The sequence below is a fragment of the Mesorhizobium sp. CNPSo 4689 genome, from assembly GCF_057784325.1.
The window spans coordinates 1-21,007 of record NZ_JBWLUZ010000027.1; the positions used below are offsets into that span (position 1 = coordinate 1).

At 58.8% G+C, this 21,007-nt stretch carries 14 protein-coding genes and 6 pseudogenes; 5 read left to right on the forward strand and 15 right to left on the reverse strand.

Annotated elements, in window-relative coordinates:
* Nucleotides 1-240: 240 nt before the first annotated feature.
* Nucleotides 241-496 (reverse strand): annotated as a pseudogene (locus tag AC04SI_RS25425) (IS66 family transposase); the annotation flags it as partial.
* Here AC04SI_RS25425 and AC04SI_RS25430 point away from each other — a divergent pair.
* Nucleotides 488-1,404: pseudogene (locus tag AC04SI_RS25430) on the forward strand (ISL3 family transposase); the annotation flags it as partial. The pseudogenes AC04SI_RS25425 and AC04SI_RS25430 sit on opposite strands and share 9 nt — an antisense overlap.
* 47 nt (nt 1,405-1,451) lie before the next feature.
* On the opposite strand, the gene AC04SI_RS25435 reads toward AC04SI_RS25430, so the two are convergent.
* The 6 genes and pseudogenes from AC04SI_RS25435 to ltrA all read right to left on the reverse strand — a co-directional run bounded on the left by AC04SI_RS25435 (nt 1,452) and on the right by ltrA (nt 7,855).
* Nucleotides 1,452-3,047: a 5-guanidino-2-oxopentanoate decarboxylase gene (locus AC04SI_RS25435; RefSeq protein ID WP_488475087.1), complete on the reverse strand. Its 1,596-nt coding sequence runs from the start codon at nt 3,045-3,047 to the stop codon at nt 1,452-1,454.
* Nucleotides 3,048-3,719: 672 nt separating this feature from the next.
* Nucleotides 3,720-3,881: pseudogene (locus AC04SI_RS25440) on the reverse strand (IS630 family transposase); the annotation flags it as partial.
* Between the two features lies 1 nt (nt 3,882).
* Complete coding sequence (locus AC04SI_RS25445) at nt 3,883-4,089, reverse strand: helix-turn-helix domain-containing protein (protein ID WP_488475140.1); 207 nt, start codon at nt 4,087-4,089, stop codon at nt 3,883-3,885.
* A 24-nt stretch (nt 4,090-4,113) separates the two neighbouring features.
* Nucleotides 4,114-5,958, reverse strand: coding sequence for a recombinase family protein (locus AC04SI_RS25450; protein WP_488475088.1), 1,845 nt, complete (start codon nt 5,956-5,958; stop codon nt 4,114-4,116).
* 210 nt (nt 5,959-6,168) lie between these two features.
* Nucleotides 6,169-6,510, reverse strand: a pseudogene (locus tag AC04SI_RS25455) (IS630 family transposase); the annotation flags it as partial.
* 85 nt (nt 6,511-6,595) lie between these two features.
* Nucleotides 6,596-7,855, reverse strand: a complete 1,260-nt coding sequence (ltrA, locus tag AC04SI_RS25460) for a group II intron reverse transcriptase/maturase (protein WP_488475089.1) — start codon at nt 7,853-7,855, stop codon at nt 6,596-6,598.
* 355 nt (nt 7,856-8,210) lie between these two features.
* Between ltrA and AC04SI_RS25465 the strand changes: the two genes are divergently transcribed.
* The 3 genes and pseudogenes from AC04SI_RS25465 to AC04SI_RS25475 all read left to right on the forward strand — a co-directional run.
* A complete protein-coding gene (locus tag AC04SI_RS25465; protein WP_488475090.1) occupies nt 8,211-9,125 on the forward strand; it encodes an IS110 family transposase in 915 nt (304 codons plus the stop codon).
* Between the two features lie 1,030 nt (nt 9,126-10,155).
* Nucleotides 10,156-11,514: an LLM class flavin-dependent oxidoreductase gene (locus AC04SI_RS25470; RefSeq protein ID WP_488475091.1), complete on the forward strand. Its 1,359-nt coding sequence runs from the start codon at nt 10,156-10,158 to the stop codon at nt 11,512-11,514.
* Nucleotides 11,515-11,856: 342 nt separating this feature from the next.
* Nucleotides 11,857-12,475, forward strand: a pseudogene (locus AC04SI_RS25475) (IS110 family transposase); the annotation flags it as partial.
* A 128-nt stretch (nt 12,476-12,603) separates the two neighbouring features.
* On the opposite strand, the gene AC04SI_RS25480 reads toward AC04SI_RS25475, so the two are convergent.
* Together AC04SI_RS25480 and AC04SI_RS25485 are read right to left on the reverse strand one after the other, a co-directional pair.
* A complete protein-coding gene (locus AC04SI_RS25480; protein ID WP_488475092.1) occupies nt 12,604-13,635 on the reverse strand; it encodes an IS110 family RNA-guided transposase in 1,032 nt (343 codons plus the stop codon).
* Between the two features lie 136 nt (nt 13,636-13,771).
* Nucleotides 13,772-14,616: pseudogene (locus AC04SI_RS25485) on the reverse strand (D-alanine--D-alanine ligase family protein).
* Between the two features lie 1,447 nt (nt 14,617-16,063).
* Here AC04SI_RS25485 and gmd point away from each other — a divergent pair.
* A complete protein-coding gene (gmd, locus tag AC04SI_RS25490) occupies nt 16,064-17,125 on the forward strand; it encodes a GDP-mannose 4,6-dehydratase (protein ID WP_488475093.1) in 1,062 nt (353 codons plus the stop codon).
* A gap of 70 nt (nt 17,126-17,195) precedes the next feature.
* Here gmd and AC04SI_RS25495 read toward each other — a convergent pair whose 3' ends face one another.
* The 6 genes from AC04SI_RS25495 to AC04SI_RS25520 form a co-directional block, all read right to left on the reverse strand.
* Entirely contained in the window at nt 17,196-18,062 is an 867-nt protein-coding gene (locus tag AC04SI_RS25495) for a radical SAM/SPASM domain-containing protein (protein ID WP_488475094.1), read from the reverse strand.
* Between the two features lie 219 nt (nt 18,063-18,281).
* On the reverse strand, nt 18,282-19,292 hold the full coding sequence (locus tag AC04SI_RS25500; RefSeq protein ID WP_488475095.1) for a 1-aminocyclopropane-1-carboxylate deaminase: 1,011 nt from the start codon (nt 19,290-19,292) through the stop codon (nt 18,282-18,284).
* Between the two features lie 338 nt (nt 19,293-19,630).
* Nucleotides 19,631-19,918 carry an exopolysaccharide production repressor protein gene (locus tag AC04SI_RS25505; protein WP_488475141.1) on the reverse strand — a complete coding sequence of 96 codons (288 nt, stop codon included), beginning with the start codon at nt 19,916-19,918 and terminating at the stop codon, nt 19,631-19,633.
* A 65-nt stretch (nt 19,919-19,983) separates the two neighbouring features.
* Nucleotides 19,984-20,301, reverse strand: a complete 318-nt coding sequence (fdxB, locus tag AC04SI_RS25510) for a ferredoxin III, nif-specific (RefSeq protein ID WP_488475096.1) — start codon at nt 20,299-20,301, stop codon at nt 19,984-19,986.
* On the reverse strand, nt 20,298-20,501 hold the full coding sequence (locus AC04SI_RS25515) for a CCE_0567 family metalloprotein (protein WP_023731885.1): 204 nt from the start codon (nt 20,499-20,501) through the stop codon (nt 20,298-20,300). The genes fdxB and AC04SI_RS25515 overlap by 4 nt, the downstream gene beginning before the upstream one ends.
* A 25-nt stretch (nt 20,502-20,526) precedes the next feature.
* A complete protein-coding gene (locus tag AC04SI_RS25520) occupies nt 20,527-20,997 on the reverse strand; it encodes a NifX-associated nitrogen fixation protein (protein WP_488475097.1) in 471 nt (156 codons plus the stop codon).
* Between the last annotated feature and the right edge of the window lie 10 nt (nt 20,998-21,007).

Here is a 21,007-nt window from a genome sequence, read left to right on the forward strand (position 1 = left end):
TCGCCCGCGATCTTGGCCTCCACATCTATTCGCGTCGCGCGGCGAGCGGAAAGTTCGGCGAATGGTTCATGGCGGCTCCGCCGCTCATCATCACCGAGCCGGAAATCGACGTCTTCATGGAACTTCTCACCGAGACGTTTCGGATTTTCCAGAGCGAAAGCCGATGAGCCGAGGCGTAGTCAATCGGGCACAATCCGGCTTGGCTAAATTTGGCATGTCGAAACCCCTCCCTCTCCCGCACAGGATGTAATCAGCAAGCATCTGCAGCTCGAAGAACAGATGCCCAATCCACTGCGCCATCAGCGATCGGCTGTGTTCGACGCCATCACGGAGATGGATCGCCTCCTGCCGGTAAAGCGGAAGGCCATCAGCGTATTTCGACACGGCGATATAGGCAAGCAGCCGCTCTGTCGGCAGGGGCGCTTTCGATGATGTGCGCCGGCGCCAGTGCCTGGACCACGCCGTCCCGATCCCGGAAGGCATATTTGGGACTGCGCTCGGCGGCCGGCCGGCGGCTAGTTTCGCAAAGCGGCCGATGGCTCCGGTCAGCAATGACACGTCGTTGCGGGTGGTGCGGCAAGGGGCGCTGTTTACGACAGACCCAATCAAGATTGTCCGCATCGACGACTGGGCCTATCGCCGTAATCATCGCTACGTCACAATCGTCTGCGATCTGGAGCGACGGCGGATCGTGACGTTGTTGCCGCGCGACCGCGGCGGCGGTTACGGCGAAGCCACCGCCAAGGCATTACCAAATGCGGTTCAGGTCGCCGACCGCTGGCATCTCATGGAGAATGCGAGCGCGGCTTTCCTCGACGCGCTCGCAAGTCGATGCGGATAATCCGAATTGCGATCGGCACTATGATGATCAATCCCGACTTGCTCACCTACGTGGAGAAGCTGCAATACGAAGGCTAACCGCGGCGTGAAGAGACAAACGAGGCAATCATGAAACTTGCCGGCGAAGGCATTCCCCATCAAGGAGTAGTGCGCCGCACCGGTCACAGTCGCAAACTCGTACGCCAAGTAATCCGTGGCCAGCGTGGCTCGTGATCATCTGAGCAAAGCCGACACGGTCATGATCGCCGCCATCGAGGCGGGCATGCCCCTGCTGGTGGAAGCACGCAACCTGATCGCCGGTTTCAATTCCGTGATCCGCAAGAAGCTTGCCGATGATCTCGAGCTGTGGATCGGCGCCGGCAATAGCCGCATCGCGTCTTTCGTAAAGGGCATCATTCGCGACCGTGCCGCCGTCCGCGCCGCGATCACGGAAGCATGGCCAATGGTCAAACAGAGGGACAGATCACCAAGCCTAAGCTTGTGAAGCGGCAGATGTATAGACGCGGAAAGCTCGACCTCCTGCTAGCCAGCCTGATCGTGACGTATGATCCCGAACTTCATTGAGAGTGCGTCAGACACAATTTTGCACGCCGATTCACAAGAGCCAGCGACTAGAGGTACGACGCCTCTACAATCTCGATTAGAGAGGGCTTGCTGCGCGCCCTGGCCGCAGCCAGACGCGCGCCAAGGGCGTCCGATCCTGCCAGTATCTCAGCATGCCAGTCAAATGCCTGCGCGAGCTTCTGAAAATCGGGTGTAAAGAGATCGACACCGATCGGCTCGATCCTGGCATTCTCCATATATGTCTTGATCTCGCCATAGCCATTGTTGTTCCAGACGATCATGATGATGGGACAACCAATTTCGGCCGCAGTCGCCATTTCCGGGAGAGTGAATTGAAGTCCACCGTCTCCGATGACACAAACGACGGGCCGGTCCGGAGCGGCGATTTTAGCGCCTATAGCAGCGGGCAGCGCATATCCCAGCGTCCCGTAGCCGATCGCCGAGCAGAAGAAGGTGCCGGGCGCATCGGTCCCGAATGCCATGCAGCCGCCATAGACTGGTTGATTGGAATCACCCACGATGATCGTGTTTGTTGCCTCATCGCGCAACGCCGATAGTAGAGACAGGCCCGCCCGGTTCTTGGGCGTAGTTAGAGCCGCCATCGCTGTCCGCGCCGCAGCGGCGCGTGCACCCCCGCTGCGGCCTGGATCGGAAGGCGCGATCAGCGCAGCGATCTGTTCGGTGGCTTCGGTCGCATCGGCTACGATCGCCAGATCTGGAAACATGCCACGCATCGCCTGTTCAGGGTCGAGATCTATTCTGATGAGCTTGCCAGGGAAGCTGACGCGATCGAGAAGCTTGAAATCGGTCGGGCCAATCTCAGTGCCGACCGCTAAAATTACGTCGGACTTGCTGAGCAGTTCGACTGCGGGCGCGCTGGCCGGAATAATGGGAACAGCAAGCGCGTGCCCCCAAGGCAAAATACCGCGACCGTGCACTGTCATCAATACCGGTGAGTCTAGGACTTCGGCTAGACGCCTGATGGAAACACTGGCACGCCTGGCTCCTCCGCCGGCCACTATCACCGGCCGAACGGCGCTTCCGAGCAGTTCTGCCGCTGCAGCCGCTGCTGCCGTTGCGGGGCCGGGGGCGGCAGGCAGTTCAAAGCGGCGGGCGATGCCCAGGGAAGTGCTGTCGCATCCCAGCAAGTCGACGGGGATCTCTATGTGAACTGGGCGCGGCCGAGCGGAAGCAAAAATCGCGAAGGCTCTCGCAAGAGCCAGTTCGAACTCGCCCATATCCAGAACGGTATGACTGAACGCACTAACTTGCCGCATCAACTGGCGTTGATCGGGCAGTTCGTGAATATGGCCGGCGCCTGAGCCCATCGCGCCGACTGGATTCACCGCGGAGATCACCAGCAGCGGAATCGAGTCGCCATAGGCCTGCCCCATGGCAGTCGCGATGTTAGTCAATCCCGGGCCACTGATGATGAAGCAGACCCCAGGCTTGCCGCTGACCCGGGCGTATCCGTCGGCCATGAAACCGGCGCCCTGCTCGTGGCGGGACGTGACGTGCCGCAAGCCCGTTTTTTGTAGGCCACGATAAAGCTCGATCGTGTGCCCTCCGGGAATGCCGAACACGAGTTCGACACCGTTGGCGGCCAGCAGCTCAACGATGTAGGTGCCAAAGGTTCTTAACATCACGGAGCATTCCTCTATCCGTTTGAAGCTGGACTGGTCCTGAGGCTAGTCAGACATGCCGCAGGTCAGGCGTTCTCGCGGCGCAGTACCGCGTTTAGAAATACGTTGACGTCCGAAATTGTGTAACTCAGCTCGATACTCTGGTTGTCGTTATGACGACCCCTGCGCCATGATCCCGTACTGGTGGGGAGACACCCGTTGCGACCATCTGCCGGGAATGCGCCTTCTCACCTGATGAAGGCCATGACGCCGGACCGCTTCGATGAATAGCGACCAATACGCCTGTGGCTCTGCAATCATGACGATCGATCCTCTTGTCGTTAATTAACCCTTCGTAGTGTGCTGTACAGTGGTCTAAGCGTAAACAGCCATCAGCTTCTTATCCGTTCCTGAACTCCGACTTCTGGTGAAGGTAGCACTCTTAGCGGGCAGCGGTCGCAAAGATTCTGTCAATTAGTTTGAAGGATCTGTTGCAACGTTTGCTTAGCGGCAATGTGGCACGGAGCGTATTGCGAATTTTGGAGGGTTTTTCGATGTTTAAAGGACACGGGTTGGAACAGCTGTGATCATACTTGAGTCCTGGCCTGCAGTCTCAGCCTGCATTAATTTGGATACGATGATGGCGGAATGCGGCATTGCTGCGTTCGAACACCGCAATAGAGCACGTCCTGTTTAATCCGGTTCATATCCTGCGGCTTTGAAGTAGTTGGCACATTCGGCTGGGGTGAAGAGGTCGACGACCGCGCCGACCGCGTCCCATAGAGCCTTGATGGTTCTCTCGGCCTTTGCTCGCAGCAGCGCCTTGAGTTTGGCGAAGGCGTTCTCGATCGTGTTGTCATGATGACTCTCCAGTCCGGATTCCTGTTGAGGCGTGAGATAGGCTGACGAGCCAGATACGTTGTGTCCCCACCTTGGCGATGCGGCCCTTGAGCTTTCCGCGCCGAAGCCAACCGTAGACGGTCTGACGATGGACGCCGAGCTGTTCGGAGAGTTCCTGCAAGGTCATCTCGTCGTCATTCCGACGAACGTTGCCTGACCAAATGGGTCGCTTCTTTCCAAGTCCCTTTCACACCAGAAGCTTCTGGACGATCAGGGCGTCGAACATGGCTTTCTTTGCGGGCGCCCAGCCTTTCGCATTGAGATCGTCAGCAATCTGCCGAGCGGTCGCTCCCTCAGCACGGAGCGCCGCGATCCGGTCCAGTATTTCGTCGTGATGCTCGAGTTGTTCAAAGCGTCTCACGGTTCGAATGATCGGATGTGTCGTCACGACCTCGCCTGCCCAGTGGCATTTTATTTCGGCACGTTCGGTCTCTCCGAACACCCGGATGACCACGCGATCGAGCATCATACGGGCGATGGTCTGTCGGTCTCGCGATGTAGTGGACTGCGCCTTCCACAGGGAAGGCACATCTTCTGCCAACTGGCGAACCGCGTCCTTTTCCTGCGCCGTTAGCCGCTCAGGTTGTCGCGCAAGGGCTCGCTGGTGGTCATCCGCGAGCGCCTGTTTCGTCGCCAGTGCTGCTTCCCAGTCTCGTTCCAGCGTCCGCGCGACCAGGCGGTTGTCAGGGTCGACAGCTTCGTAGCGTCGGCGCGCGAGCGCCGTTTCATAATCCGCGCGTTCCAGTCGCTGCTTCCAGCCTTCGTGCAACTGCTGCCGTTCGAGTTCGATATCCTCGGCAACTTGAAGACTGACGTCGATTGCCGAGGGTGAGAGGGCTTCGAGCATCAACGCGGTCACACAGGTGTCCACCGGACGAGCGCTGATCGACTGGCACCGTGGACCGCCGTAGGTGGTGGCCTCATAGCTGCAGCTATATCGTGCTTCCCGCCCGTCGTCATTGTAGCCGGTCACCATTTTTCGGCTACACACGCCGCACCAGATCAAGCCGCCAAGCAGTGCTGCGCCACCACGCGGGACGCCAGTATATCGCGAACGGTTTGCCGCCATCAACTCCTGGTTCCGCTCATACGTTTGCCAGTCAATGTACGCCGGAAGTGCGCTTTGGTGCAGCACCATCCATTTTTGCGGATCGCGAACAAAGCGTCGGCCGCTGTGAGGTTTGCCAGGAACCCGGAGCCGGCCGTCGTGGCGTCGGCGCCCAAAGACATAGGCGCCGGCATAACCAGGGTGACGAAGCATGTCACCGAGCGTCGCTGTATTAGGCCGGTTCCAGCACACGTCGCCCTTTTCAGGTCCGCTCCGGATTCGATCAGGAAGCGCAATGTCATGGTCCACGAGGTAACGCAGGACACCACTGATCGAGCGACGCTTTTCAAACAAGGTGAAGACCAGGCGTAGGACCCTTTGAACCCCCTCGTCCGGGTCCAATGCCAATTCGCCCGAGGGCTTCAGCACGTAACCGCGCGGTAGACCGAGAATGAGTTCGCCGCGCCGCGCCTTGGCTTTGCGCCCTTCGTGCATACGGGCTTTCAGGATATGGAGTTCAGCCTCACTCATCGTACCCTTCAGGCCGAGCAACAGCCGGTCATTGTAGGTGCTCGGATCGTAGATGCCGTCGGCATCGCCGATCAGCGTGTCGAACAACGCACACATTTCCAAAAGCTGATGCCAGTCCCTGCACGATCGTGCGAGGCGAGATACTTCGATGCCAATGACCATTCCGACATGGCCGAGCCCAACCTCCGCGACGAGGCGCTGGAAGCCCGGCCGATCAAGGGTTGATGCGCCCGAGCGGCCCAGGTCGTCATCGATCACCGTTATCTGGTCACGACGCCATCCCAGTCGGAATGCCCGATCCGCCAAGGCGTATTGAAGCAGCGTTGACTCGCGGTTGTGCTCGACCTGTCGAACCGTCGACTGCCGAACGTACACGATGGCCTGGCGATCATTGTGGCGGCTGTGGATCTTTTCCGGCAACGCGAAGGTGAGCAGGCTCGGTTCCGCATTCATGACCGATCTCCCGATCCGTCGACACACTCCGTTGTATCAGACTGCTGATCATCGCCACGAGGCGTCGACGCCGGTCTGCCGGCAAATCCGTCCATCGGATGTGTGTCCGCTTCTGGTTCATCGCGACTCACTATCCATTGAACCAACAGAATCAGCGCTTTGTGGCCAATGCGTGGTATCAACAGAACCTCACTTTCAGAGGTTCCCTCAATATGCGTTTTCAATCGGATTGAAGTCGGGACTGTAAGGCGGCAGGTAGAGCAGGCTCGCGCCTGCGGCCTCAATCGCGTCGCGCACGCCGGCGGCCTTGTGGGCGGGCAGGTTGTCCATGACGACTACGTCGCCCTCCGACAATGTCGGGACCAGCACCTGCTCGACATAGGCCAGGAACACGTTGCCGTTCATGGCGCCGTCGTAGACGAAGGGCGCAGTCATGCCCGTCAGCCGCAGCGCTCCGGTGAAGGTCGTGGTCTTCCAGTGGCCATGCGGCACGCCGGCCCGGCAGCGCTCGCCGCGCGGCGCTCTTCCACGCATGCGGGCCATCTTTGTGGAGAGGCCGGGGTGGTAGGCCGGAGGGATTTCACCTGCCGGCCTCTCGCAGAACGGTGCGTGAACCTCTCGATTCACACCGCTCCCATCAGGCAAACGTATTCGTTCCGAACGCCTTCCAGTGCACAAACAGTCCTGGATTTTCCCGCGCCAGCTTTCTCACGAAGAGGCTGGCACGCGTCTTATGGGACTGAAAGCGCTTGAACTTCCGCATGATCCACGCCCTGAGCTTCCGGTTGACGTAATCAGCCAGAGTGGACAGGGCCGAACGGCTGTAGCGGCCATAATAGGCTATCCATCCGCGAAGGAGTGGATTGAGCTGTTGGGCGATTTCAGCCAGCGTCCCCGGCGTCTGCCGCGGGATGTTCAAGCTTTTAATCGTGGCCCGCATCGACTTCATTGCCGTTGGGCTGGCCGCAGGCGTGTAACCACAGAAGAACTCATCTCGCCGTGTGTTCGCCACGCGTCGCGGCCGGAACTGATACCCGAGGAAGTCGAACACGACATTCGGGTATTCCCCCCTGCGCCTTTGGTCTTTGCAATAGACGATCTCGGTCTTTGTCGGATGCATTTGAAGCCCGCATGCTGCCAGTCGAGCACCAAGCTCCGCCTTGAGGGCTTCTGCCTGCTGCTCATTCCGGCAATGCACAAGGCCATCGTCCGCATATCGACACCATGGAAGGTCAGGATGCGTCCGGGTCATCCACAGATCAAAAGCATAGTGCATGAAGAGATTCGACAAGATCGGGCTGACAATGCCCCCTTGCGGGGTACCGCGTGTGCGCTCGACGACTTCCCCGTTCTTCTCCATCGGCGCTGCCAGCCATCTTTCGATGTAGAGCAGAGCCCACTTGCATGTGACGTGCTTTCTGACCGCCTTCAGCAGGAGATCGTGCGGAAGATTGTCAAACAGCCCTTTGACGTCGAATTCCAGAACCCAGTCATGCTTCCAGCATCGCTGAAGCGTGACGCCAACTGCATCCAGAGCCGATTTTCCCGGCCTGTAGCCGTAGGAGTCTGGAAGAAAGAGGATATCCAAATCCGGCTCAATCATCTGCTTGACCACCATCTGTGCGATCCGATCGCTGACGGTGGGCACACCCAAAACCCTTTCGCCCCCACTCTTCTTCGGAATGGAGACAGCGCGAACCGGCGGTGGGAAGTACGTCCCTGAGGACATCCGATTCCAGACCTTGTAGAGGTTTCCTGCAAGGTCCTTCTCGAACATCTCCAGGGTCTGCCCGTCCACCCCGGCTGCGCCCTGGTTGGCTTTGACCGCTTTGTAAGCTTCGTACACTTGTCGTTTCGCAATTCGAAACGGCTTGTCTGTCGTATCTTCTGAAGTCATCCTGTTTCCAGTTGTTCCAAACAATACGACCACCTGATCCGGCCCCTTTGCTCCGGCCCCATTACAGGGCCTTCAACGCTCACTGGTGCACCTTTGGGCTGGCGGGTGCGAAGCGATCAAGTGGCGTAGCATCCGCCAGCCCGAGCATCTGCAGTGACGGCCAAGCGCGCTTGCCGGTTGACGGCCCGTATGAGACCCGCCGCACGGCAGGTGCCGGGAGACCGCGACGGACCACAGGGTGAAGCGCCAGTGCTGGCCAGCCAGAGCGCCTGTCAGTGAGCGATCCGTACGATCTCCCAGCTCGGGTGAGTTTATCGCAATCCGAGGAGATCAGCATATGCCATTTCACGCAGGTTTGGACTGGGGCGGCGCAAGCCATGCCCTGTGCGTTATTGACGGCGTCGGCCAGGTCATCGTCCGTCTCGATGTCCGCCACGATGCGGCTGGGTTGGCCGACATGGTAGCCCGGCTCAAGTGCGTGGCGGCGCCGGCCGAACTGCCCATCGCCATCGAGCGACCATCCGGTCTGGTCGTCGATACCTTGGTCGAGGCCGGGTATCCCGTGATCCCGATCCATCCGAACGTCGTCAAGGCCTGCAGGCCGCGCTACCGCGCCGCCGGTGGCAAAAGCGATCCGGGCGATGCCTTCATGTTGGCCGACATCTTGCGCACCGACGGACATCGCTTCCGGCCTCTTGTGCCGGTCTCCGATGACATCCGGGCGTTGCGCGCCCTGGTCCGCGGCCGCGACGACCTGGTGGCCCAGCGTGTCGCATTGGCCAACCAGCTCCGCAATCTGCTCGAAGGCTTCTGGCCAGGGGCAGTCGCCATCTTCGCCGCCATCGACAGCCCGATCGCGCTCGCCTTCGTCGGCCGCTATCCCACTCCCGACAGCGCCAGCCGCCTGGGCGAGAAACGCCTGGCCAGCTTCATGGCGCAACACGCCTACTGTGGGCGCCGTTCGCCTGCCGATCTCTTGGCCCGACTGCGAGCCGCGCCGACAGGGCTGGCCGGTGACGCCGAGGCCGACGCCAAAGGCGAACTCGCCGGCGCATTGGTCGCCATTCTCGAACGCCTCGTCTGCGAGATCGCCAAGCTGTCCTCGCACATCGAGCACGCCGTCGCCCAATTGCCCGACGGCAAGATCGTCATGTCGTTCCCGCGCGCAGGCCGCATTTGCGCCGCCCAGATCCTCGCTGATGGCTTGCGCCGGCGTTTGAGCGGCGGCATGACCGAGCATGGCCGCATTATCGGGGAGGCCAACCAGTGATTGCACTGCGCATTTGTCGAGACGGTTTCGCCGGCCGTCGCTGTTGGTCCGCAACTGCGAAATCTTTATTAGCGCGCCGAAGCCCTCGGCACCAACAAGGCCAAGGCGGCAATGGCGCGAAAACTATGACAATCACGTTCCAATATCTGCGCGCCTGGCGCCCTCACGTCGTGCCGCGAGCGGGCCGGGAGGCCTCCGGATATCCGATTGTTCTGAGGCTGCCTGGCGAGCCCGCCAGTGCCGGGCTGCGCTCCTTCCTGTTTCCGTGAAGGTGGGCTACTCGCGGCAGTACCATCATTCTCTCGTTGCGAGTGTTGTAGCGGAGCGTCGCAGCAGGCGGTGCACTTCCTGCCGGCGCCGGCCGCTTATCGAGAATTAATGCAATCTAACCGTTCTCTTGCACTGATCCCGAAAACGCCCGGCCCCCATAGCGACGCTGCCCAGCTCACCATTATTGAGCCAACTTGGAAGCGCTTCGATGTTTTAGCGCGAAACTAGCGGCTCCGAACCTACATGGTTTCTGCCATGTGAGAAACCCGCGTCGCATCTCCACGAGTCAGGCAGCTTAAGCGTTCCCGGCGCTTCCTGTTCCCCGGTTTCCGCAGCTCGGAAATGGCCTCCGAAACAGTGAAGGCTTTGAGTTTTTCTGAATCGGCGGCGCTACATATCGGGGACACACGAAGCTCTGATGCGCAGAATACTACCACACTTAGTAGGTTCTCGGTTGTCGGTTCTCAGCTAAACGTGTCGAACCATTTCGGGAGACAAGCTCCTAAATAAGCGGCATCCGCCGCAAGTTAGTCTGTCTTGGAAAAGGCGAGGTGACGATGACTTGGAACGATTTGCTAGAGCCCCTCAGCATTGGCTTCGGAGGGAATCAGTGTCGCAGCGAAGTGGTATGACTGTCGTCAAGATCTCGGGTGACCATGAAGAATTGCGTGTTGAGGCTCGTTGTCCTGTGGCGTCAACGAACACAGCCCACCAGCTGAGCCTGTAGCGCGAGGATAGTCCAATTGAACGGAGATGCTGCATGCGACGCAATGATGAAATGACGCTCGGGCTATATCTCACTCGCGGGGCGGGATATCATCCAGGTGCATGGCGCGATCCGAGCACGCCTGCGAACCGCGGAGTTGATATCAACCAATATGCTGATCTAGCAGCACTTGCCGAAGGCGCGGCGTTCCACTTCGTATTTCTCCCCGATCACCAAGGCGTGATAGCTGATCACGCAGCCATAGCTCGTGTAAGTGGTATCGATGGGTTCGAGCCAATTACGCTGTTGTCGGCGCTTTCATCGAGAACACAAAACATCGGCCTTGTCGCGACAGCGACGACGACCTACTCCCAACCCTATCACCTTGCACGCTTGCTCGCATCACTTGACCATCTATCGCGAGGACGCGCAGCCTGGAACATTGTCACCTCCGCAAGTAATTCCGAAGCCCAGAATTTCGGTGAAAAGGAACTTCCAGATCATGACACGCGCTACGATCGAGCGAGGGAATTCGTAGAAGTCGTCAAAGGTCTTTGGGATACGTGGCAGGACGACGCTTTCATTCGCGACAAGCGAAGTGGTATTTACGCTGATGCTACGAAGCTGCATCTGCTTAACCACCGAGGGACCCACTTTTCAGTTAGAGGGCCACTCAACATTGCGAGGCCGCCGCAAGGCTACCCCGTGTTGGTTCAGGCTGGCACATCCGATGCCGGTATTGCGTTCGCTGCAGAAGTGGGTGAGGTCGTGTTCACTGCCGAACCCTCTTTAGAGAGCGGTAAACGATACTACGCGACTCTTAAAGAGAAAGCGCGCGCACTTGGACGAGAGGACGATCAGGTACTCGTGATGCCGGGCATTGTCCCGATCGTTGGGAGGACTAAGCAAGAAGCGTCTGAGAAGCTTCAAAGACTACAATCAGATACGCACATCGATGTTCTAATTGGGGAGGCCTCTGTTTGGCTGGGATCTGTAGTCGACCTGCGTTCAATGGATCTTGACTCGTTAGTCCCCGAGGCTTTACCGCAGACGAATTTCATCCAGAGTCGTCAGAAATTGCTCCTCGACCTGGCTGCGCGCCAAAAATTCACCTGGAGACAACTAATCCGCTTGGTATCGGACAGCCGTGGCCATCGGCTGGTTGTTGGCACGCCGGATGAAATTGCAGACACCATGGTTGATGTATTTGACGAAAATGCGGCTGACGGATTCAATGTATTGCCTGCCACCGTTCCTGGCGGACTCAAGGATTTTGTTGAGCTCGTCGTTCCTGAATTGCGCCGCCGAGGAAAATTCAGATCCAGATACTTCGGAGAAACGCTAAGAGACAACCTAGGTCTCAAGCGGTCACTCAATCGATTCACTCAGGCAAGTGTAAGCAGACGTCCGTGAAAACTGCTAAACGTTGGGCGGGGTTGGGCTTTGGGTTTTGACATTGCAAGCTTTCGGGGTGAGGCTCGGAGCTTGAAATCTTAACTTCGAGATCGAGCGAAGTCGCTGACGAGGTCCTTTGAGGAAAGGTGTAAAGGAGGATCGGATTTATCGCGGCTTCGAGCTCGATCCGCTCGACCAGATCCTCGGCGGCCGCCCATCACCATTCCTGGGATCCGCTAGATGGGGTAACGGGCCTCTGGCGCCTCAGCCAGACTTTCGGTCGAGGCGGTCGTCCCTCACAATGATGGTGTGAACGGCGTCATGGCCGAAGCCAGCGCCAAACATCAACGAGAGACGACCGTGGATTATTATGCCGGGATTGATGTGTCATTGGAATGCTCAAGTGTTGCGTCGTTGATGGGCAGGGCAAGATCGTGCGGGAAGCGAAGGTGGCGAGCGAGCCGGAGGCGCTGATCGCCTGCTGTCGCAATGGCTATTTGCTGGGCTGCAGGCGTCCGGCCTGGCAGTGGAGCTTCTCGAGACGCGCCACGTGCGCGACGCCTTCAAGGCGATGCCGGTGAAGACGGATCGCAAGGATGCGCGCGGCATTGCACAACTCATGCAGCTTGGCTGGTTCCGCCCCGTGCACTGCAAGTCACTGCCGGCACAGGAAGTCCGCGCGCTGCTGACCACGCTCAAGCTCCTGCAGTCGAAGCGGCACGATGTCGAGATGAGCATCCGCGGGGTCTTGCGCGGCTTTGGCCCGACGACGCCGAAGACGTTTGAGCGGCGGGTTCGCGAACTGGTCGCCCATCATGACACGCTGGAGCAGATTGCCGAGGCTCTTCTCAAGACCCGAGCCGTGCTGCTGTGCGAGTTCAAGACGATCGAGAAGCGTCTTGTCGGGTTGGCACGTCGCGATGCGCAGGTGCGCAACCTGATGAGCGTGCTGGGGGTCGGGGCTTTGGTAGAGCTGACAGGTCAATCTAGGAAGCGTGGTTTGCCGAAGCATTCACAGCACTACACACGACCTTGCCAAGCCCTCGTCCCGGCGACGGGACCTCAGGAGAGCGCTGCCGTTTCGGCTCGCTCCGAACGCTCTATCTCCTATGCCATCCCTGCGGCCTTGCTCCAGCCGAAGTCGGTCGCATCCACCCACATGCGATGGAGCACGACGCCCAACTTGCGGGCAAGGGCCACCTTGGCGCGCTTCATGCCCCGGCGTTTCGCCACGTCGAGCGCCCAGTGCTTCAGGCTCGAGAAGCGGGTCGCCCGCGTCAGCATGATGTGCGCCGCTTCAAAGAGCGCGGTTCGCACCATGGCGTCGCCGACCTTGCTGACGCCACCGTCCCGATCGGTCTCACCGGATTGATATTTTTTGGGCGTAAGCCCGAAATAGGCTCCGACCGTACTGGATTTTCCAAACCGCGTCGGGTCGTCCACCGCCGAGCGATAGGTGAGCGCAACCAAGGCCCCGACGCCAGGTGTGCTCATCAATCTCCGGCAAACCTTGTCAGCGCGCGCGATCTTCAGCATCTCGCTATGGAGCTTGGTGAACTCGCACCACAACGCCGTCCGCGCCGTCAGCATCGCACCAATCATCGTCTCCAGAGTGACGTGCCCTGCTGTCAGCTCCCGGATACGCGCCTCAAACCTTCCACGACTGACTTCTCCGACCTTTAGCCCATAGCCGCGCAGGATCCCGCGGATGCTCAGTTCAACGTCGAGAAGCTTGCCTTGCAGAAGCTTGCGTCCAACAGGAAGGGCTCGGCTATCCTTGCAAGTCACCGATTTGGCATGAACCGGACGGTACCATCCCATCCGCAGCAGTTGGGCGATCCCGCGTGCATCTTTCCGGTCGGTCTTCACCGTCATCGCCGAGAGCGCCGCCTTCACGTGCCGCGTCTCGAGCAAAACCGCATCGCGTCCGGCGGCCACAAGCCCGGCATGCAGCCATTGCGACAATGGCCCGGCCTCGAGCCCAATGCGGCCGACAGACAATTCCAGTTCGTCGAAATAGCGGACCAGTGCCTCGGGCTCGCTGGCGATCTTGACCTCGCGCACGATCGTTCCGCTCGTGTCCACAATGCACACGCTGCTCTCTTCCAGAGAGACATCGATTCCCACATAGTGTTCCATGGCTGTTCCTCTCATGATGCTTGGAGCCGATCGCTCGGACTCCGTTTCAACACCATCATTCTGAGGGACAGCCACCCAACCTGGCTATGCTCGCCAAGGCCGGCCCATTACGGCATCTAAACTAAACTAAGGCACCTTAAGTAGGGCGTCGGCTCGATGGGTGTTCAGCCTTGGGAATCCCCATTCCAAAATACCGCGCGTGGGCGACATCGAGGATGCGATTGACCAAGCTCGAGAAGCTGTGTCCGGCGGCCGTCGCGGCCAAGACATAAGTGGTGCACATACCGAGCGCCGGCATCGAGTTAATTTCCAGGACAAAGGGCTGGCCAGAGCGGTCGATCCGGAGGTCGACGCGGGCGTAATCCCGGCACTGGCAGGCATGGAAGGTCGCGACCGAAATATCCCGCAGCTCCCCCGCAAGCTTACTCCCGATTTGCGCCGGGCAAATCCGCTGGGGCGCAGCGACCGCCGTGTTCTTCGCTTCCCAAGTCATCAGACGCATTTCGCGGTCGCCGAAGTCCTGCTTCACCAGAGGCAACACCTCGAGTTCTTCGTTCCCAGCAGCGCGACCCAGATTTCCCGCCCTTCGATGTATTCTTCCACGAGTGCGTCCTGCCCATACTGCGTGACGATCACTTCCACGGCGTGCCTCAACTGAGCGGGCTCATGGACGAGCTGCAATCCGCGGCTGGCGAATCCGTGACGCGGCTTGACCACCACTGGGAATCGCAGGTCGCTTGTACTCTCGGTGCCGCGGCGCATCACGCGAAAGTTCGGCGTCGGCACGCCGGCATCGCGGATGAGCTTCTTGGTGATCACCTTATCGAGCGTCAGCCCACACCCGAGCGGGTTCGATCCGGTGTACGGAACGCCGGCCATCTCGAGCATCGCCGGAAGGTGGGTGGAACGGCACTCGCCCTGAATCCCGTACGCCATATTGAAGACGATTCCGGAGGGACGGGCTCGCGGATCGGGTCGCATGAACCGCTCGAGCGCAGCGAGCAGTTCTTTATCGCCTTCGCACAGCAACGTCTCGTGGCCGCCCTCTTGCAGTGCCGCCACCACGCTTTCGACTGTCACGCTGTCGTAGAGCTTCGGATAACTGACCGAACCGGTTGATCACGCCCGTACGATGATAGTTCCACACGACGGCTACTCGCATGAGCTATTCCCTGGATGTTTGCCCGCTATCACGGTCATATGCTTAATCTGGTTGATCAGGGGAACAGCTCGTCTGGACCCGCGCGAAATTGTTTCTAGAGTTTTCGAGCAAGCGGCGATACTACGGCGTCTGGTAGTTGACGCATCTGCTCGTCGCTCATGAAAGCGCCTGCCAACCAATAAAATCACAAGCTTAGCGCCCGCGCCTGCTCATGTGTGACAGGCGCATACAGCACAGCATATTGGGTGTTGCAGGTCCCATCGGCCGCAACACGAACGTTTCCATGCCTTGGTGCGCGCGCACAGCGTGCGCATACAGCCCGACCTTTCTTACTTTGCCGCGCATCAAGGCGGCTAACTGTCTAACGCAGAAAGAGCCGCCATCGCGATCGACTAGAATCTACAGGAACATTTGACCAATCACCGCTAGGTGCACAAGAGGATGAATTCCGGCGCGCCAACAAAAACATCGGTAGTCGGCGCCCCTTCGCTCTCGTTCGCACTCCCTTAATGATAGAGTTTCATGCCGGACGGAGAGCTAACAGTTCTACCAAAGATCAAATGAGGGAATGTTGACGTTGCCTCCAGTTTTTATACACATTTTGATCTCATTCCTGGCGTTGACTTTGCCCTGATGAGCGGTGTACGCGACGGGCGCTGGCGCGGAGTCTTTCGTATTGCGCGGCGCGAGCGAATATCGCAGTTTGAAGGTCTGTGCAAACTGGGCGTGTTGTAGTCGGCGCCACAGGGCCAGGGAGGCGCGGATCCGAACGAAGTGAACAGCATCTCATTCAACAGTTCGTCCCGCAGGCGGCTAGCGAATCGGGCACTTCCGTCAATGCAGTTTTTATCGATCTGGCGGAAGGAAGTGGCTCTCTCAGCGCCGCCCGATCGTTATTTGGCAATTCGAGGGCGCTGAAAGCTCCTTATGGTCATAGCTATCGATTGTGTGAATGCATTGGATCAATACAATCGATTTTACGAACACCGGCTGACATGAAAAGACTTCGCTCGGAAGGAGGCGCCTACCGCAGGTTTGTCCGATCGTAAGATGGAGGCGACGTCCGCCTAGAACTGATGCTGGCGGTACACCACATCCGCTGTAATCCGCTCGCCTTCTTAATATCATTCGAGGCACAAATTTCAGCTAAGGCGCTTCATACTGGACTGATTGTAGCGCACGCAGTCATCCGTAGGCGCCACTATCTATCCCTGTCAAAACGTTTCATCCCCCGAAAAATCAGGGCTTCATCCACGGAAATCAGGAATGAGTTTACCTCGGCGTACTGCGTTCATTACAGGTATCACCGGCCAGGACGGCGCGTTGCTTGTTGAACTGCTGCTTTCGAAGGGCTACATGGTGCATGGCCTGAAGCGGCGGGCCTCGCTGATCGGGAATACCAAGCGCATCGACCACCTCTATCAAGATCCTCATGAGGATCATCCCGACATGGTTCTGCATTACGGGGTTATGACGGACGCGACAAACCTGATCCGCCTCCTGCAGGAAACGCAGCCCGACGAAATCTACAATCTGGCTGCGCAAAGCCACGTGCAAGTCTCTTTCGAGACCCCCGAATATACGGTCAATGCCGACGCTCTTGGCACACTGCGGCTGCTGGAAGCGATCCGCATTCTTCGCCTCGAGGAAAAAACACGGTTTTACCAGGCCTCTACGTCCGAACTCTTCGGTTCAGTCCAGAGCGTCCCACAGGAGGAGACTACTCCGTTCTATCCGCGCTCGCCTTATGCGGTGGCGAAGCTCTACGCCTACTGGATCACCGTGAACTACCGCGAGGCATACGGGCTCTATGCCAGCAATGGGATTCTGTTCAATCACGAAGGGCCGACGCGGGGCGAAACCTTCATCACGAGCAAGGTGACGCGTGCGGTAGCTGCGATTATGGCCGGGAAGCAGGACTGCCTCTATCTCGGCAACCTGGAGGCAAAGCGCGACTGGGGTTCGGCGCGCGACTATGTCGAGGGCATGTGGCGCATCCTGCAGCACCATGAGCCTGACGATTTTGTGCTCGCGACCGGCGAGACGCATTCGGTCCGTAGCTTTGTCGAGGCTGCCTTCAGGCGGGTCGGCAAGGAGATTGTCTGGGAAGGCGAAGGCGTCGACGAGGTGGGCCGCGAACGCCGGAGTAACCAGGCGCTGATCCGGATAGACAAGCGTTATTTCCGCCCGACCGAGGTTGACCTGCTAATTGGTGATGCCTCGAAGGCGGCCACCAAGCTCGATTGGAAGCCGAAGACCACTTTCGATGAGCTCGTTTCGGAAATGGTCGAGGCCGACTGCCGCGCGTACGGGATCACGCTCGCTTGACGTGAGAAGACAATGATTTCGCCGGACGGCATTGGCGGTCCAAAGCAATTCGCCTCGCTGGCCCGGCCTTTCAGGCGGTCCGTCGGCATCCAGTCAGCATCCGGTCCTTTGGATCGGCATATTCGCACATCCTACAGAGCAGAAAGCCATCCGCTCCATTCATGCGATCGACGATTTCGCAAAAAACTGGGCTTTCAAAGAGATCAGCGTATTCGTCGCATAGAAGGTTGCCCAATACGTGACGCCGTTCAAAATCCATGGAGCAGAGAGTGACGTCGCCGTTTGGTAGGAGAACATTCCGATACTGCCGTTCGTCCACGCATATCAGCGCTCCGACCACTGGCTGCCGTGGTTCAACGATCTTGGGGTCGACGCTTCCACCCCTGCTACTCACTGGTCGTGAGCGAACTAGAGCTTCGGCAGGGATAATGTCGACGATATCGGGATGGGCCTCGCCTAAAACCACGAATCGAATCGAGGGGATCTTCGCGTCGACGAGTTGACGAACCAAATCGCGATACTGGTCTCCGACAAGGCGGCTATTCATGTACGCGCCATCGTCGAAAACATGGACCACGAATACCCGCAAGCGCAGCGCTTGCAAGCGTTGTAGATCCCGCTCCTTCATTCCCACAAGCGTCGTGAAAATCCTGATGCCGTGGCCTCTGGCGGAAGCGTGCTCGACCATTTCGGTGCAGTCCGGATTGAGCCAAGGCTCGGAGTATCCGGCGAAACTAATGTCGACGGAAGTTGGTACGCGCGCCAGACACCGCTTGAAATCTTCAAGACTAAGATGCTTCGAATTAGATACCTTTCTTTGCCGGTCCGCGAACTTGTCCTGCGGACAATATGAACATCCGACGATGCATCCTGTGGTCGTCGTTATCTCCAAAACTCTGCCGGCTGGGATGGCAGAGCGCAGTTCCGGTAAAATCATCTGTTATGACTCCCACTTCTCTCTGGTCCTGCATAACGTCCAGAATGGTGTCGTTCGGCTTCTTGACACCGCCCGTTAGGACGTTGCGAATGAACTCGGCCCATCTTCGCCTTGGCAGCAGTCAACAGCCAGCTTCCTCTTTTTGCCGAGCGGACTCTCAAACGAACTTTGAGCGCGTCGCCGGCACGGCAGGACAGCGCAATCTCAATCTGTCGAGCGTCAGCCATTGCGGAAGGTGTAGCTGTAACCGTTGATCGCCGGCGCGCCGCCGAGATGCGCGTAGAGGACTCTCGATCCCTCCGGAAAGAAGCCCTTCTGGACGAGGTCGATCATCCCTTGCATCGATTTGCCCTCGTAGACGGGATCGGTAATCATACCCTCGAGCCGCGCACACATGCGGATGGCCTCCTTCGTTTCCTCCGACGGGATGCCATAACGCGGATACGCGTAGTCCTCGAGCAACACCACGTCCTCGACAAGTTCCGTTTCGAGATCGACGAGCTCCGCTGTATGCTGGGCAATCTTTAGCACCTGCGCCTTGGTCTTTGCGGGGGTGGCGGAGGCATCGATACCGATCACGTTGCGCTGTCGACCGTCCTTGGCGAATCCGACGAGCGTGCCGGCATGCGTTGACCCGGTGACCGTGCAAACGACGAAATAGTCGAAGGCAAACCCAAGCTGTTTTTCCTGGGTGCGCACTTCCTCCGCGAACCCCACATAACCGAGGCCGCCGTTCGGGTGAACAGACGCTCCGGCTGGTATCGCATAAGGTCTGCCGCCCCTTGCCTTGACCTCATAAAGCGCCTTTTCCCAACTGCGGCGGATGCCGATGTCAAAGCCATCGTCGACCTGATGCACCTCTGCTCCCATGATGCGGCTCAAGAGAATATTGCCAACCCGGTCGTAGACGGCATCTTCATGGGGAGCCCAGCTCTCCTGAACCAGGAGACATTTCATGCCGATCTTGGCGGCGACTGCGGCGACCATTCGCGTATGATTGGACTGGACGCCGCCGACGGTGACGAGCGTATCGGTATCTGACGCGATCGCGTCCGGGATGATGTATTCGAGCTTGCGCAGCTTGTTTCCGCCGAACGCGAGACCGGAGTTGCAGTCCTCGCGTTTGGCGTAGATTTCCACCTTGCCCCCCAGATGCTTGCCGAGGCGGTCGAGCTTCTCGATGGGCGTGGGTCCAAAGGTGAGCGGATAGCGTTCGAACTTTTCCAGCATGTTTTCTCCAGCAACAGATGATCGAAGCTGACCAGCTACGCACCGGTCATTGCATGGCTTTTTTGATTTGAAGCCAGCTGTGTTGTCGGATGTTGCAGCAGGACCCCATCATTATTTCCAGCGCCGACGGTTGTCATCGAGACGAAGCAGCCCGCATGCCGGCCTGCTGCGACGGCTATTATGGCTGCGGAACCCAAGAGCTGCATCTCGCGCCATTAGACGTCCCGGGATGCGGTCACCTCCGCCAAAGCCAAGCACACCTGTTCTTGAACGATCAGCCCAATGTCCGTGGTTCATCGAAGTGGCGTTAACCTGGGCACTGACCTTGTCATGGCCCCTCAAGGGAGTAGCAGCGAGATGGCCAGCATTTGATTGCGCTGGAGCAAATCTGCGGATTCATTCGTCACCTCATTAAGGTCTGGCGGCTCGGATCCAACTTCCTTGCAACTGCCGAAATGCTCAGCCCTTTGGCCAGCTCGGCCAACGCAGCCAGACCGCCAGCTCAGAAAGAGCACGCTTGCGAAATACGCCAGCTGAAGGAGCAGCGAACAAGCCAGCGTGGTGACGACTACTGTGCCGATGGAATGAGAAGCGAAGTAGACAGTCAGTGCGGTGCTGCACAGCACCAGCCCCAGGACGCGACAAAAGATTCTAAAGGGCAACGCCGTTCTCCTGGTTTTGTCTCCTCAGATCATGCTGCGACCTGGTCGGCCGCAACATGGGTCTGGCAGTTCTTCGGGCAGACGCGGGCGCAGGCTCCACAGCCAATGCAGCGGCCTGCATGATCGACGACCATGATCATGCGATTGAGCTCGCCATCGAAATCGTCATCCTCATCGTCGCAGGCGCCGAGGATTTCACCCGCGTCATCGACGCCGTAAAGATGCATGACCTCGCGCGAGCAGACCTTGAAACAGCGGCCGCAGCCGATGCAGGTCGCGCCGTCTATAGTGGTGAGATACTCCGGCATCCATCCGGAGCCGTCGCGGGTGGTGAATGTGCTCCTCATCGTAATTTCTTCATTGCAGCGAGCTCTCTCTTGGCCCCATCCAACTCGGCAAAAACGGCGGACGTTTCCTCGGCAACGTCCTCTATCTCCGTCCATTTTCCCGGGAGATCCTCTGCAAGGTCGCGCAATTTCATCTTGGCAACTGCCGCGCGCAGCTGAAGCTTTCGGACTTTCTTCCCCATCTCATCTAGCTTTGACATAGATCCTTCCTCGAAATCGGTTTCATCACGCCGGCGCCACGTCGGGATAGGCTTCAATGGCTGCGGTCGCATCGTCGACCAGTTTCGTGCCGGCCTCAGCGAGTTTCCGAAGCGTCTCGAAGCCGAACCGGTGGATGTCTCGACAAAGCGACCAACTGCCCGGCCGTGGAAAGCACGCGCCCCAAGTCCTCGTTGATTTCCTCTCCATCATTGGCGATGTTCTCAGGCCGGAGCGCTCCTCGATCGCGAGCCCGACGGCGGTGTAGAACATGTCGAGCCTCCACAGCATGTCCGGATCGGGATCGCCGATGATCGGGATCGCACGGCGCTGTTCCTTCGTGATGACAAAGTCGGCCAGCAGTTCGGTGTCCGATCCGCCTTCCCATGAGCCGTAGGAATCCTGAGCACGGATCAGCCGCACGAGGCATTTGACGAACGGTGTGGCAAGGGCCGCCTCGTCCTCGGCGACAGCAGGGCTAGCCGCGGCATCAGACACTTCGCCTTCT